This window comes from Pseudomonas sp. 21, from assembly GCF_000955805.1.
Lineage (GTDB): Bacteria > Pseudomonadota > Gammaproteobacteria > Pseudomonadales > Pseudomonadaceae > Pseudomonas.
On the sequence record NZ_JYOA01000010.1, the window covers coordinates 293,986 to 308,024 of the forward strand.

General features: G+C 66.3%; 15 protein-coding genes. 10 read left to right on the top strand and 5 right to left on the bottom strand.

Annotation, left to right across the window (positions count from 1 at the left end; translation table 11 throughout):
* Nucleotides 1-207: 207 nt before the first annotated feature.
* From gcvA to UB43_RS23280, 5 genes are all read left to right on the top strand, one after another.
* Entirely contained in the window at nucleotides 208-1,116 is a 909-nt protein-coding gene (gene gcvA / locus UB43_RS23260) for a LysR family transcriptional regulator (RefSeq protein ID WP_045215896.1), read from the top strand.
* Between the two features lie 254 nt (nucleotides 1,117-1,370).
* Nucleotides 1,371-1,778, top strand: a complete 408-nt coding sequence (locus UB43_RS23265) for an acyl-CoA thioesterase (protein WP_045215897.1) — start codon at nucleotides 1,371-1,373, stop codon at nucleotides 1,776-1,778.
* A gap of 195 nt (nucleotides 1,779-1,973) precedes the next feature.
* Complete coding sequence (locus tag UB43_RS23270) at nucleotides 1,974-2,981, top strand: ABC transporter substrate-binding protein (RefSeq protein WP_045215898.1); 1,008 nt, start codon at nucleotides 1,974-1,976, stop codon at nucleotides 2,979-2,981.
* 73 nt (nucleotides 2,982-3,054) lie between these two features.
* Nucleotides 3,055-3,861, top strand: a complete 807-nt coding sequence (locus UB43_RS23275) for an ABC transporter permease (RefSeq protein WP_045215900.1) — start codon at nucleotides 3,055-3,057, stop codon at nucleotides 3,859-3,861.
* Entirely contained in the window at nucleotides 3,861-4,637 is a 777-nt protein-coding gene (locus UB43_RS23280; protein ID WP_045215903.1) for an ABC transporter ATP-binding protein, read from the top strand. The genes UB43_RS23275 and UB43_RS23280 overlap by 1 nt, the downstream gene beginning before the upstream one ends.
* Nucleotides 4,638-4,647: 10 nt before the next feature.
* Here UB43_RS23280 and UB43_RS23285 read toward each other — a convergent pair whose 3' ends face one another.
* Both UB43_RS23285 and UB43_RS23290 read right to left on the bottom strand, forming a co-directional pair.
* Nucleotides 4,648-5,631, bottom strand: coding sequence for a YgcG family protein (locus tag UB43_RS23285; RefSeq protein WP_045215905.1), 984 nt, complete (start codon nucleotides 5,629-5,631; stop codon nucleotides 4,648-4,650).
* On the bottom strand, nucleotides 5,628-6,242 hold the full coding sequence (locus tag UB43_RS23290; RefSeq protein WP_037011389.1) for a LemA family protein: 615 nt from the start codon (nucleotides 6,240-6,242) through the stop codon (nucleotides 5,628-5,630). Before UB43_RS23290 ends, UB43_RS23285 begins: the two co-directional genes overlap by 4 nt.
* A gap of 146 nt (nucleotides 6,243-6,388) precedes the next feature.
* On the opposite strand from UB43_RS23290, the gene UB43_RS23295 reads away from it, so the two are divergent.
* The 3 genes from UB43_RS23295 (at nucleotide 6,389) to UB43_RS23305 (ending at nucleotide 8,318) form a co-directional block, all read left to right on the top strand.
* Complete coding sequence (locus UB43_RS23295) at nucleotides 6,389-7,219, top strand: EamA family transporter (protein WP_045215909.1); 831 nt, start codon at nucleotides 6,389-6,391, stop codon at nucleotides 7,217-7,219.
* Between the two features lie 100 nt (nucleotides 7,220-7,319).
* On the top strand, nucleotides 7,320-7,706 hold the full coding sequence (locus UB43_RS23300; RefSeq protein WP_045215911.1) for an MAPEG family protein: 387 nt from the start codon (nucleotides 7,320-7,322) through the stop codon (nucleotides 7,704-7,706).
* 144 nt (nucleotides 7,707-7,850) lie between these two features.
* Entirely contained in the window at nucleotides 7,851-8,318 is a 468-nt protein-coding gene (locus tag UB43_RS23305) for a cytochrome c (protein WP_045215913.1), read from the top strand.
* Between the two features lie 120 nt (nucleotides 8,319-8,438).
* Here UB43_RS23305 and UB43_RS23310 read toward each other — a convergent pair whose 3' ends face one another.
* On the bottom strand, nucleotides 8,439-8,837 hold the full coding sequence (locus tag UB43_RS23310) for a DUF1090 domain-containing protein (protein WP_045215916.1): 399 nt from the start codon (nucleotides 8,835-8,837) through the stop codon (nucleotides 8,439-8,441).
* Nucleotides 8,838-9,001: 164 nt separating this feature from the next.
* Here UB43_RS23310 and UB43_RS23315 point away from each other — a divergent pair, with 164 nt between their 5' ends.
* Nucleotides 9,002-10,000, top strand: coding sequence for a PHB depolymerase family esterase (locus UB43_RS23315; RefSeq protein WP_045215918.1), 999 nt, complete (start codon nucleotides 9,002-9,004; stop codon nucleotides 9,998-10,000).
* Here UB43_RS23315 and UB43_RS23320 read toward each other — a convergent pair.
* A complete protein-coding gene (locus tag UB43_RS23320; RefSeq protein WP_045215920.1) occupies nucleotides 9,997-10,743 on the bottom strand; it encodes a metallophosphoesterase family protein in 747 nt (248 codons plus the stop codon). The genes UB43_RS23315 and UB43_RS23320 overlap by 4 nt on opposite strands.
* A 173-nt stretch (nucleotides 10,744-10,916) precedes the next feature.
* Between UB43_RS23320 and UB43_RS23325 the strand changes: the two genes are divergently transcribed.
* Nucleotides 10,917-12,221: a ferric reductase-like transmembrane domain-containing protein gene (locus tag UB43_RS23325; RefSeq protein ID WP_045215922.1), complete on the top strand. Its 1,305-nt coding sequence runs from the start codon at nucleotides 10,917-10,919 to the stop codon at nucleotides 12,219-12,221.
* A gap of 5 nt (nucleotides 12,222-12,226) precedes the next feature.
* Here UB43_RS23325 and ligB read toward each other — a convergent pair whose 3' ends face one another.
* Nucleotides 12,227-13,894 (bottom strand): NAD-dependent DNA ligase LigB, encoded by a 1,668-nt coding sequence (ligB, locus tag UB43_RS23330; protein ID WP_045215925.1) that lies wholly within the window; start codon nucleotides 13,892-13,894, stop codon nucleotides 12,227-12,229.
* Between the last annotated feature and the right edge of the window lie 145 nt (nucleotides 13,895-14,039).

Below are 14,039 nucleotides of genomic sequence, written 5' to 3' on the forward strand. Positions count from 1 at the left end.
AGTGAAAGACCCGCACAAGTCTAGGCGGGCTCGGTGTGGGTCATCCTAGTCAGCCGTCGGGAAGCCGGGCAACCGACTAATTCGCATGCTGTTGTGCTATTTTGTCACTCCGTAATCGCAGGGTTGATGCGACTTTTGCCGGAATGGCCTCTATATCAGGCGTTCCTGGGGAGTTCTGCGCATCACGATATTCCGAAGAGGCATTCGATGCGACGCAAGATCCCGACCACCGCGGCGCTGGTCGCCTTCGAGTCCGCCGCCCGCCACGAGAGCTTCACCAAGGCTGCCGACGAACTGTCGCTGACCCAGAGCGCCATCTGCCGGCAGATCGCCACGCTGGAGGAGTTCCTCGGCGTCGAACTGTTTCGCCGTTCGCGGCGCGGGGTGAAGCTGACCGAGGCCGGGCTCAATTACAGCCGCCGCGTCGCCCAGCGCCTGGACGCCGTGGAGCGCGACACCCTGGCCGTGATGGGCCAGCAAGGCGGCGGCACGCTGGAGCTGGCCGTCGTGCCGACCTTTGCAACGCAATGGCTGCTGCCGCGGCTGAAGGACTTCAAGCGCCTGCACCCGGAAGTCACGGTGAACCTGACCAACCGCACCCGGCCGTTCCTCTTCGCCGACACCGAGTTCGACGCCGCGCTGTATTTCGGTGATGGCGTGTGGTCCGGCACGGTCGCCAACTTCCTCATGCACGAGAACCCGGTGCCGGTGTGCAGTCCCGAGCTATTGGGTGGGAGGCGGGAGCTGTCCGCCGCGCAGATCGCCGAGCTGCCGCTGATGCAACAGACCACGCGGCCCTACGCCTGGCGCCAGTGGTTCGGTTCGCTGGGGATGAGCGTGGCGCATGACATGAGCGGCACCCGCTACGAACTGTTCTCCATGCTCGCCCAGGCGGCGATGCACGGCATGGGGGTGGCGCTGATCCCGCCGATGCTGATCCAGCACGAGCTGGCCGACGGACGGCTTATCGTGCCGATGCAACATGCCTATTTGAGCGAAAATGCCTATTACCTGATGATTCCCGAACGCAAGGTGGAGTCGGCGACCCTGGGCGCTTTCCGCGACTGGCTGGTCGGCGAGGCGGCGCGGTACCGCGCCGAAGCCGGGCTCGGCTGAACATCTGCTGCGCGTCGGCATAACCGCGTTGGAAACAGGCTCGCGCGCGAGTCCGATGAAAATGCTCATTTACAGAACGTAAACTCCGCTTTTTCAGCCTGTTTCCGCCTTGTTCTGCTCTAGCTCGCAAGATGTTGAACAGGTTCTGAGTCATGGCAGGGTGCCTGGTGCCGGCCGGGTCCAGACTTGCATAGCCGGCGGGGCTTTCCCCGTCATCGCGCTCACGAGGCGCAACCTCCCAAGAAGGAGCTTCCATGAATTTCCATACCCGCAAATGGGTCAAGCCTGAAGACCTCAACCCGAACGGCACCCTGTTCGGCGGCAGTCTCCTGAAGTGGATCGACGAAGAAGCGGCGATCTACGCCATCATCCAGCTGGGCAACCAGCGCGTGGTGACCAAGTTCATCTCGGAGATCAACTTCGTCAGTTCCGCGCGCCAGGGCGACATCATCGAGCTGGGCATCACCGCCACCGAGTTCGGCCGCACCTCGATCACCCTGACCTGCGAAGTGCGCAACAAGATCACCCGCAAGAGCATCCTCACGGTCGACAAGATGGTCTTCGTCAACATCGGCCCGGACGGTCAGCCAGCGCCGCACGGTCGTACCGAGATCCTCTACATCAAGGACCAGTTCAAGGACGACGCCATTCCCCAGCCCTGACGGCTGATTCGCCAAGGTGATTGCCAGCGTGCCCGGAGCCAAGCCGAACTGCGGCGAAAACCTTTGCATTTGCGTCGATTGAATGTGAGCCTTTGCCCGCCCACGGCGGGCATGGGCCGACGCAAGCTCCCCGCCGATCCAGCAGCGCTTCATTCATCAAGAATGCACCTGCAAAACAATGACCGGGGAGAGACCATGCACACCACCTTCGCCACCGCGCTGCGCCAATTGGCCGTGGCCACCTGCGCCAGCCTGCTGCTGGCCGGCGCCGCGCACGCCGCCGCGATCAAGGCCGACACCAAGCCCGAGGCCGGCACCTTCAAGATGGGCATGCAGCCCTGGCTGGGCTACGGCCAGTGGTACGTCGCCGAACAGGCCGGCGCCTTCAAGGCCAACGGCCTGGAGCAGGTCGAGCTGGTCAACTTCACCGAAGACAAGGACATGAACGCCGCCCTGGCCAGCGGCCAGATCGACGGCGGGAACCTCGCCACCCACACCGCCATGGCCATGGTCGCTGCCGGCCTGCCGGTGAAGATCGTCCTGCTGCTGGACCAGAGCACCAGCGCCGACGCGCTGATCGTCGATCCGTCGATCAAGACCCTGACCGACCTCAAGGGCAAGCAGGTCGCCTATGAAGAAGGCACCACCAGCGACATCCTCCTGCACAGCGCCCTGCGCAAGGCCGGCCTGACCATCGCCGACGTGCAGCCGGTGCCGATGCCCGCCGCCAACGCCGGCAGCGCGCTGATCGCCGGCCAGGTCCCGGCCGCGGTGACCTACGAGCCTTACCTGTCCGCCGCCAAACAGCAGAACCCCAAGGTCAACCTGCTGTACAAGGGCTCGGATGACCCGGGCATCATCAGCGACGTGTTCGTGGTGCGCGACGAAGTGCTGAAGGAGCGTCCCGGCCAGGTGCTGGCGCTGATCAAGAGCTGGGAAGCGGGCCTCAAGCACTACAACGAGAAGAGCGCCGAAGGCCGTGCCGCCATCGCCAAGGGCGTGGGCGCCGACGAGTCCGAACTGACCAGCGCATTCGACGGCGTGCACTTCTACTCGGTGAAGGAGAACCAGGCCGAACTGAAGGGCGCCTTCCAGAAGGGCTCGTTCGAGCACATCCAGAAGGCCGCCAGCGAAGCCGGCATCCTGCAGCAGCCGGTCACTCCGGCGCAGGCCATCGACGCGCGTTTCGTCGAGGCGCTCTGATTCTTTGAAGTCCTGATACACCGCGCGCCGGCCCCGAGCCGGCGCGCGTCTTTCTCCGTTCGACGAGCCCGACATGAAAGCCCGCAAATCCAACCCGCTGTTCACCATCGGCAAGCCGATCGCGCAGCGCCACTTCCTGCTCATCGGCGGCGCCGTGTTCGTCCTGTTGGCGCTGCTCTGGTGGCTGGCCGGCGCCAGCGGCGCGGTGCCGAAGATCTTCCTGCCGGCGCCCGGCGATGTCTGGGCGCGCATGCTCAAGCTGGCCGCCGATGGCACGTTGTGGTCGGACCTCAAGGTCAGCGTGTACCGCATCGCCGTGGCCTTCCTGGTGTCCTCGGCGATGTCTATCGTGATCGGCGTATTCGCCGGCTGCTACGGCTTCTGGAAAGCCGCCACCGAGCCGCTGGTGGACTTCGTGCGCTACATGCCGGTCGTCGCCTTCGTCCCGCTGACCATCCTCTGGGCCGGCACCAGCGACTTCCAGAAATTCCTCATCATCTGGATCGGCACCTTCTTCCAGCAGGTGCTGATGGTGATGGACGCGATCAAGCGCGTGCCGGCGGACTTCGTCGGCCTCGGTCGCACGCTGGGGATGCCGGATCGCCGCATCCTCCTGAAGATCGTCCTGCCCAGCGCATTGCCGGGTATCTGGGACGCCCTGCGGATCAGCCTCGGCTGGGCCTGGACCTGGCTGGTGCTGGCCGAGCTGGTGGCCGCGACCTCCGGCCTGGGCTACCGCATCACCGTGTCCCAGCGCTTCTTCCAGACCGACACCATCATCGGCTACATCCTGCTGCTCGGTTTCCTCGGCCTGATCACCGACCAGGCCATGCGCGCCGGCGAGAAGGTCCTGTTCCGCTACAACCGGAGGCGCAACTGATGGCGACTTTGGAAATCTCCGGCCTGAACAAGAGTTTCGCGGTCGGCAAGGAGCGCCGTGAGGTGCTGCGCAACATCGACTTGATGCTGGCGGACAACGAGTTCGTGTCCATCGTCGGCACCTCCGGCTGCGGCAAGAGCACGCTGCTGTCCATCGCTGCCGGCCTGGAAGAGTTCGACAGCGGCAGCGTGAAGGTCGACGGCGTGCCGATCACCGGGCCGGGCCTGGACCGTGGCGTGGTGTTCCAGTCCTACACCCTGCTGCCCTGGCTCACCGCGCGGCAGAACGTCGAGTTCGCCCTCAAGGCCGCCGGCCTGTCCCGCGCGCAGTGCCGCGAGGTCGCCGACGAACATCTGGAGCTGGTGAAACTGACGAAGTTCGCCGAGGCCTACCCGAACGAGTTGTCCGGCGGCATGAAACAGCGCGTGGCGATCGCCCGGGCGCTGTCATACCGGCCGAAGATCCTGCTGATGGACGAGCCCTTCGGCGCGCTGGACGCCATGACCCGCCACCAGATGCAGGAGCTGCTCACGCGCATCTGGGAAACCCACCGGCTGACGGTGATGTTCGTCACCCACGACGTGGAAGAGGCGGTCTACCTGTCCGACCGCATCGTGGTGATGGGGCTCGGGCCGGGGCGGATCAAGACCACCTTCGACGTGAAGCTCGGCCGCCCGCGCCACGAGGACATGGCCGCCAGCGCCGAGTTCATCGACCTGCAGCGCCAGGTGCTGCGCTCGATCCGCGAGGAAGAGCAGGGCGTCGCCGCCCTCTGAGTGCTCTGGATTACCAGCGGCCGGAGGCCCCGCCGCCGCCGCTGGAACCACCGCCGCCACGGAAACCCCCGCCACCGCCGCCGCCCCCACGCCCGCCGCGACCGATCGAGCTGATGATCGTCATGAGCAGTTGCAGCACGCCCATGGTCAGCCACATCGGCGGCAGGAAGAAGATGTACAGCACCAGCGGGATCGAGAAGGCGCCGATCATCTGCTGTTGCAGCGCCGCGGGATTGGCTTCGCTGACCAGCAGCACGCCAGCGGCGATGCCGCCCACCAGCACGCTGCACAACAGGTAGCGGCCCATGCTGCGCTGGCGCATCCAGGACACCGGCAGCAGCATGCCCAGCAGCGGCACACCGACCAGCAGGCCAAGCAGCGCTGCCAGGCGGGTGGGCGGGATTTCCTCGCCGGCCGTCGCGTTGCGGTTCGAGTAGGCGTCGCTGTAGTTTTCCGCCGGGCCGGTACGTGGCAATTCGTCTTCGCTGCCGTCCGGCTTGGTTGCGGCGGAGGGCGGCTCGATCAGCGCGATCAGGCTGTCGACGCCGGCCTGGATGCCGCCGGCGAAGTCGCCTTTCTGAAACAAGGGCACGATCTGTTCGCGGATGATCCGGCCGGCCTGTACGTCGGTGATGGTGCCTTCCAGCCCGTAGCCGACTTCGATGCGCAGCGTGCGATCATTCTTCGCAACCACCAGCAGCACGCCGTCATCGACACCCTTGCGGCCCAGTCTCCATTGCTCGAAGGCGCGTACCGCGTAGTCCTCGATGCTGTCCTCGCCGGTGCTGGGGACCAGCAGTACGGCGATCTGCGCGCCCTTGCGTTGCTCCAGGCCGGCGAGCTGGCTTTCCAGCTGCGCGCGCTGCCCGGCATCGAGGGTCTGGGTGAGATCGGTGACGCGGGCGCTGAGCGGCGGAATGGCGACCGGCGCCGCCTGCAGCACGACCGCCCAGCACAGCAGCAGGGCGGCCAGCAGCCAGCGCGGCAGGGTCATTGTGCGGGCTGCGCCGGCGCGTTGCCGAAGTCCACTTTCGGCGCGGTGGAAATGGCGGCTTCGTTCTCGACGCTGAAGTTGGCCTTGGGCTTGTAGCCGAAGATCTTCGCGGTGATCACCTGCGGGAACTGGCGAATCATCACGTTGTACTCCTGCACGGCCTTCACATAGCGGCCACGGGCGACAGTGATGCGGTTCTCGGTGCCTTCGAGCTGCGTCAGCAGGTCCTTGAACAGGCCGTCAGCCTTGAGCTGCGGGTAGTTCTCCGAGACCACCAGCAGGCGCGACAGCGCCGAGCTCAACTGCCCCTGGGCCTGCTGGAAGCGCTTGACCGCTTCCGGGTCGTCGAGCTGGTCGGCATTCAGGGTAGTGCTGCCGACCTTGGCGCGGGCCTCGGTCACCTGGGTCAGTACGCTGGCTTCATGGGCGGCGTAGCCCTTCACGGTGCTGACCAGGTTGGGGATCAGGTCGGCACGGCGCTGGTACTGGTTGAGCACTTCCGACCAGGCGGCCTTCACCCCTTCGTCGCCGGATTGCATGGCGTTGTAGCCGCAGCCGGAGAGCAGGGTGACGAGGATGTAAGCGGTCAGGAACTTGATCAGGCGTGGCATGGCAGAGGCTCGTGCTGGCGAAAAGGCCCAGTCTAGGCCAGTTATGGCTGAGGAGGCAGGTGGAAATGTCCGAAACAGCCAGCGCTTGCCCCTCATGGGGTGGCTCAGGGTAGAATTGCCCTGGTCTATACCAGGAGTTCGCTTTCGTGCTCGCCACTACCCTGGTGCTGCTGGCCGCCCTGCTGCACGCCACCTGGAACACCCTCGTCAAGTTCAGCAACGATCGCCTGCTGGTGGTCGCCTGCATGGACATGGTCGGCCTGGCCGCCGCGCTGCTCCTGCTGCCGTGGATCGAGATTCCCCCTGCTGAAGTCTGGCCCTGGCTGCTGGCCGCCGTATCGTTGCAACTGGTCTATCGCGTGCTGCTGATCCAGGCCTACAAGGTCGGCGACCTGGGCCTGGTCTACCCGCTGATGCGCGGGCTGTCGCCGCTGGTGGTGCTGGCACTGACTCTCTACTTCGGCGGCGAGCACCTGACCGACAAGCAGATCCTCGGCATCCTGCTGATCCCGGTCGGCATGCTGTTCCTGCTCAAGGGCGGTGGCGGCTCGAAGCTGCCGTGGATCGCCTACCCCACCGTACTGCTGATGGGCCTGTGCATCGGCAGCTACACCTGGACCGACGGCAACGCGCTCAAGCTCTGGCCCAAGCCGCTGGACTACCTGGTGTGGCTGTCGCTGCTGTCCGGCCTGCCGTTCCCGCTGGTAGCCCTGGTCGGGCGCACCCGCGCCTTTGCCAAGTTCTGGATCAACGACTGGAAGCTGGGTATCAGTGTCGGCTTCTGCGTCCTGCTCAGCTACGGGCTGGTGCTCTGGGCCATGCAACTGGGCTCCATCGCCGAGGCTGCCGCGCTACGCGAGACCAGCGTGCTGCTGGTGGTGCTGTTCGGCATGCGCTTCCTCAAGGAACCCTTCGGCCTGCCGCGCCTGGCGGCGTGCAGCCTGGTGCTGGTGGGCATGCTGGTGATGAAGCTCTGAGGATTGGCTCGCGCTACGGACGAGACCGCCAAGCCGGTCAAGGACGCGGCGTGCGGCCATGGCCTAAGCTGCGGCCTTTCCCCTCGACGAGAGTCCCGCCATGCCCATTGCCTTCTGGTGCGTCCTGATCGCGATCTTCCTGCCTTACGTCGGCACCAGCATCGCCAAGTTCACCGGCGGCGGTTTCGGTCCCCGGCAGAACCACGACCCGCGCACCTTCCTCGCCAGCCTGGAGGGCTACCGCAAGCGCGCCAACGCTTTCCAGATGAACAGCTTCGAGGTCACCCCGGCCTTCGCCGCGGCGGTGATCATCGCCTACCTGGTGAACAACGCCGAGCCCGCCACCATCGACCGCCTGGCCATCGCCTGGGTCACCAGCCGCCTGCTCTACCTGATCTTCTACATCGCCGACCTGGCGATGCTGCGCTCGCTGGCGTGGTTCCTCGGCATGGCGCTGATCATCGCAATCTTCGTCGTCTCCGCCTGACCCGAGTCTGTCTGAACGGCAGCTGAACGAATGGCGCGGCGCTGCGGCGGATGGCCGCAGCGACCGGCACGCGGTCTGGATCATTCGGGGAACGGGGCGGATAATCCGGCGCTTCCGTGTCTGGCCGTCCTACAAGAGTCCCCCATGAAGTTGAAGACCCTGCTCGTTCTGCTGCTCGCCGGCACGGCGCTCGCCGGCTGCCATCGCCTGGACCCCAACTCGCCGGAGTACAAGCGCCAGGCGGTGTTCAAGGAAATGCTCAAGACCAGCGAGGACATGGGCGGCATGCTGCGCGGTCGAATTCCCTTCGACGCGGACAAGTTCCGGGCCAACTCGACCAAGCTGGGCGAGCTGGCCGACAAGCCCTGGCAGTACTTCCCCACGACCCAGCCGCCGGCTGACAAGGTGGAAAGCGACGACACCCGCGCCAAGGCGGAAATCTGGCAGCGCCAGCTGGAGTTCCAGGCCGACGCCAAGACCTTCGAGCAGGCCGTCCGCGCGCTGGGCGAAAACACCCGCAATGCCACGCCGACGCCCGAGGGCGTGCGCAAGGAATTCGCCGCGGTGGAAGACGCCTGCGAGGCTTGCCACAAGAAGTTCCGCGCGCTCTAAGCGCGGAGCAGTGGCGGACCTTGCCCGCCTTCGCGGGCGTGGCCCGCTCCTACCAAGGCAGCGCCTGATTCTGTAGGAGCGGACTTTGTCCGCGAACCGGCCGCAGGCCGGTCCCCGGTATTACTCCTCCAGCTCGCGCTTGGCCTGTTCCAGCTCGGCGCGGGCTTCGGCCAGCTTGTCCTTGCGCTTCTCGATCTTCTCGGCGTCACCTTTGTTCATCGCCTTGCGCAGGTCCTTTTCGCGCTGGGCGACTTCCTTCTCCGCATCCAGCACATTCTGCTTGCGCTCCTGCGTGAGGCTGGCGTCGGTGCAATAGGTCTTCACCTTCTCCAGGGCGGTCTGCAGGCCGGCGACGCGGTTGCCGTTGCCCTGGGCCTTGGCCTGTTCGAGCTGGGTTTCGATGGCGGCGCGCTTGGCGGCGCAGCCGGTCAGCGGTTGTCCGGACGCCTCGGCGGCGAGCAGCGGGCTGGCGCAGCCGAGGGCGAGAACGGCGGCCATCAGGGCAGAGCTTCGGAACATTTTCGGAGTCCTTGGTTACCAAACACTATGACGTTGGAGTCAACGGCTAGAGTTTGCCATGGACGGGGTAGCGAGGGGCTGCCTCAGGACAATTGCCCCCGCGCGATTGCCTCAGGAGAAGGCCGGGACTCGCAAGGCCCGCCAGGCGGGCAAGGAGAGGCGGTATGCGGGTGGCGATGCGGATCGTGCAGGCACTTATCGCGCTGCTGGTGCTGGCGCTGCTGGTGGGTGGCTGGTGGTATGTGCCCGGTGAGCTGAAGCTGCAACCGGTGTTGACCGGCAGCAGCGAGGATGCCTCGGTGCGCCAGGGCGACCGGCGCCGCAGCTATGTCCTTTACGTGCCGCAGAAACTGGCCGAGCGGCCGGCGCTGCTGGTGGTCTTGCACAGCTCACAGAGCAACGGCGAGCGCATGCGCCGCGACAGCGGCTACCGCTTCGACGCCCTGGCCGATCGCGATGGCTTCCTGGTGCTCTATCCCGATGGTTTCGAAGGGCACTGGAACGACTGTCGGCGGGTTGCTTCCTACAGCGCGCGGCGCCTGAACATCGACGACGTCGGCTTCCTCTCGACGATGATCGAAAGCCTGCAGCGTGAGCGCGGCGTCGACCCCGCGCGGGTATTCGTCACCGGCTACTCCAATGGCGGGCAGATGGCGTTGCGCCTGGCCGCCGAGGCGCCGGAAAAGGTCGAAGGTGTCGCGGCCGTGGCTGCCAGCCTGCCGAGCACGGACAACGATGCCTGCCGTCCCGCCGAGCAGCCCAAGGCTGCGCTGTTGATGAATGGCACTCGGGACCCGATCAATCCCTATGCGGGTGGCCGGGTCACGCTGTTTGGCTTCGGGGATCGCGGCAACGTGCTGTCCGCCGAGGACTCTGCCCTCGCGCTGGCGCGGCGCAATGGCCAGGGCGGCGAACCGCAGGTAGACAAGCTGACCCAGCCTGGCCCGGTGTGGACGCAGCGTCAGCGCTGGGCTGCCGGCGACGGGCCGCCCGTGGAACTGGTGACGGTGTTCGGCGGCGGGCACCTTGTTTCGCAGCCGCTGTACCGGCCGCCGCGCCTGCTCGGCCGGGTCGACCCGCAGTTGGACGGGCCCGCTGAGATCTGGCGTTTCTTCAGTGAGTTGTCGCCTGGCGAGCCTCCACGCGTCGGGCCGCCGTTCTAGAGTTCGATCACCCGACAGGGATCGAAACCGCTGTCTTCGCCGGGATAGGCGCCAGGGTTGGCGACGATCCGCGCCGCGCCGATGCGATAGTCCAGGCACTCGTGCACATGCCCGTGAATCCACAGGTCGCAGCGCCCGGCCAGGCCTTCCAGGTTCGAGGCGAAGGCCGGTGACAGGGCGTCGCCGACGTAGTGCGAGGGAATCGAACGGTCGCTGGGCGCATGGTGCGTCACCACCACGGTCGGGCCGGCGAAGGGTTGATCCAGCTCCGCTGCCAGCCATTCGCAGCTGACACCGCAGAGTTCGCGACTCATCTGCGGGGTGAAGGGTTGGATGAAGTAATCCACCGTACTGAAATCGGGCATCAGCAACTGCGCCTGCTCGCAGGCCAGTTCGCAAGCGCGTTCGCCGTAGAGCTGGAAGTCCGTCCACAGCGTGGTGCCGAGGAAGCGCACGCCGTCGAGGATCACCGCATCCTTCTCGAGGAAGTGGATATCCAGCACGCGGGCCAGGTTGCGCATGGCCTGGGTCAGTTCGGGCAGGTCGGAGTGGTAGAACTCGTGATTGCCGGCGACGTAGATGATTTCGCTGTCCGGAAATTCCTCGCGCGCCCAGTGCAGGCCTTGCAGGTGCTCGTGGATATCCCCCGCCAGCACGACAACATCCGCGGCGGCCTGCGGCAGTTCGCGGCGGCCGTTGGGAAAGTGTTCGTGGTGGAGGTCGGACAGAACTCGCAGGCGCATGGCATTTAACTGGTCTGTGGGAACTCTCCGAGCATAACGAACGACAATGCTTTTGACATGGGTCATGGCATCGCAGAGGGCTACTTAAAGCCCCGTCCGAAATTAAGGGATGATTCAGAAGAACCCTTCAGCTTCCGCTTGGGCCCGCGATTTCGGCGCCCCAAGGAGGACTCATGAAACTCATCTGGATCGTACTTCTGGCCGTCGCGGCCACTTTTGGCCTAGCCCTGTTCATCGACCCGCCAGCGACGTTCGACATCTGGGTTCTGCGCAAGCAGGCCATTCTCTTCAGCGGTGTCGCAGCCTTCGCGCTGATGTCGCTGATCATGCTGCTGGCGGTACGCCCGGTATGGCTGGAAAAACCCCTCGACGGCCTGGATCGCATGTACCGGGCGCACAAGTGGGCGGGCATCCTCGCCATTGTGCTGAGCCTGCTGCACTACCTGATGGAACTGGGCGGGCCGCTGCTTGCCGAGTTCATCGCCAAGCCGGCCAAGGGGCCGCGGGTGGAAACCTTCCTCGATGTGTTCCGCGGCTCGGCCAAGGACCTGGGCGAATGGTCGGCCTGGCTGCTTGCGGCGATGCTGGTCATCACCCTCTGGCAGCGCTTCCCGTACCACCTCTGGCGCTACGTCCACAAAACCCTCGCGGTGGTCTACCTGGTGCTCGCTTTCCACGGTGTGGTGCTGGCGCCGGCGGGGTACTGGACGCAGCCGATCGGCTGGCTGGTGGCGTTCTGCGCCGTTGTGGGCAGCCTCTGCGCGCTCTGGTCGCTTACCGGGCAGATCGGCCGCCGGCGCACCCATGAGGGCGTCGTGGTCGCGCTCGAGCGCCCTGGCGAGCGCATGCTGGAAGTGACCTGCAAGCTGCAGGGGCGCTGGCAGCATCGCGCCGGGCAGTTCGCCTTCCTCACCTGTGATCGCCTGGAGGGGCAGCATCCCTTCACCCTTTCCAGCGGCGACCTGGGCAATGGCGAGGTGCGCTTCAGCATCAAGGCGCTCGGGGACTACACACAGCGCCTTCAGGATGCGCTGAAGGTCGGCGATCCGGTGAAGGTGGAAGGGCCCTACGGCCGCTTCGATTTCCGCCGCGACAAGGGCGAGCGGCAGGTGTGGGTCGCAGGTGGTATCGGCATCACGCCGTTCCTGGCCTGGCTCGAATCGCTACAGGCGCGGCCGGAGGACTGCCCGGAAGTGACGTTGCTGTATTGCGTGCGTTCACCGTCCGACGCCATCTACGCCGGCCGCCTGCGTGAGCTGTGCGCGAAGCTGCCGCGCATCGATCTGCGTGTGCATTACAGCGAAAGCGAGGGCTACCTGCAGGCGACTGACCTGGGCTTGCAACCCGGTGCGCAGGGGGGCTGGCCGAGCGTCTGGTTCTGCGGTCCGCAGGCGCTGGCCGAACTGCTGCGCCGTGACCTGCGCCGCCAGGGCATGCCGCGCAGCCACTTCCACCAGGAAGCCTTCCAGATGCGCTGAGGCGCTCAGAAACCGGCGACGCCGAGGTCGTGCAGCCGCTCGCGCAGTTGCACGACCTCCGGTGCCTTGAAGAAGGCATCCAATTGCGCCGCGCGGACTTTGCCGACGCCCGGTTGCTCCTGCCACTGCGCCGCGCTGCGGGTGGCCAGTGCGGACCAGTCTTTTCCCGCTGGATGGGCGTTGGGAGCGGGGGCGCCGAGAGCGCGCAACCAGACCGCGAACGAGCGTTGACGAGCGAACTGGAACTGCTGGTGCAGGCTGGCGGCGCTGCGCTCGCCCAGGCCGGGCACCTGGCTCAATTGCTCTGGGGTCAGCGTCATCCAGTCGAGCAGTCCCGCCAGCAGTCCGGCATCGTGCAGACGCCGCCAGGTGCCCGGCCCGACGCCCGACAGCCCCAGGCCGTTCTTGCCGCTCAGCCACTGCAGGCGAGCGAGAAACTGTTCCTCGCAACCCTTGGTGGGTTGCCAGCAGGAGAGGGCGTTGAACTGCTCTTCGGTGGGGGCGGCTATCTCGGGGCGAGTCGGAGAGCGCCAGACCACGCCGTCCAGGCGGGGGATGGTCAGCCCGGCCAGGGCGATGGCGACCTGATCGCCGGGGCGGATGTCGAGGCTGCGCCAGCGCTTGAGCGAGCCGGCGCCGACGCGCTGGATGGTCCGCCCATCCAGCTCCACGGGGGCGAGATGCAGTATGGGCGTCACCCGTCCGCTGCGGCCGACCTTGAACTCCACGCGCCGCACCTCGGCCAGTGCCTGTTGATGCGGGTACTTCCAGGCCACCGCCCAGCCCGGTGGCTGTGCGCTCCAGGCCCTGCCCGGCGGCCGACGGCCCTGGCGGATGACGATGCCGTCACTGGCGAAAGGCAGCGGCTGGCGATACCAGCGCTCGCGCCAGGCCTCTATGTCGGGCAGGCCAGAAACCGCTTCGGTGAGCGCGGCGCTGTCGCCGAATCCCAGCTGGCGCAGGCGTTCCAGGCGTTCGGGCATCGCCAGCGGGCCGTCCGGCAATTCCCAGACGAACAGGCCGATCTGCGCGCCCTCGTCCTCCAGCTCCTTGCGGGCCATCAGGCCGGCGACCTTGCCGCGCGCACCCACACCGCCGTCTCGCGCTTGCACATGCTGCGGCAGGCGCCAGTACAACTCGCCTTGCAGCACCCATTCGCTGCCCGTGCCCGGCAACTCCTTGGGGATTGCGGCAATCCGCTGTGCATTGGCAGTCCAGTCCTGCCCGCGGGTGCCGTCGCCACGGCTGATCGCCTGGGTGAAGCGGTCGTTGCGGTAGATCAGCGTGACCGCCACGCCGTCGACCTTGGGTTGCACCCAGAGATCGCTGCGGTTGGCCAGCCAGGTGCGCACGGCCGAGGTGTCGGGAAGCTTGTCGAGGCCGGTGTGGACGAAGGGGTGGCGAACCTCCCCGACGCTGCTGGCCAGCGGATCCTCGGGAGCGACAAGGGCTTGAGGGAAGCACGCTTGCCATTGCCGCAGGCGCTCGCGGGCCTGGTCGTACAGTTCGTCGGCGACCGGGGAATTGCCGTCGCGGTGGTAGGCGTCATCCCACTGCGTCAGTTGTGCGCGGAGCGCGTCGATCTGGCGGAAGGCCTGCTCGGCCGACCCGTCGGGACAAGCCTTGGCGGGGAGGGACAAGAGCAGCAGGAAGGCGAGGGCAAGGCGAGGCATGGCGAGCGTCCGGGTGGCGGAAACCCGCAAGGCTAGGGCTGGGAAGCAGCGCCCGGCGCTGGGATGGGTGTGGATTCTTCGCGAGGGTTTGTGGGAGTGCGGAAACGAAAAAGCCCCGCCGAGGCGGGGCTTTTCCTGCTACCGG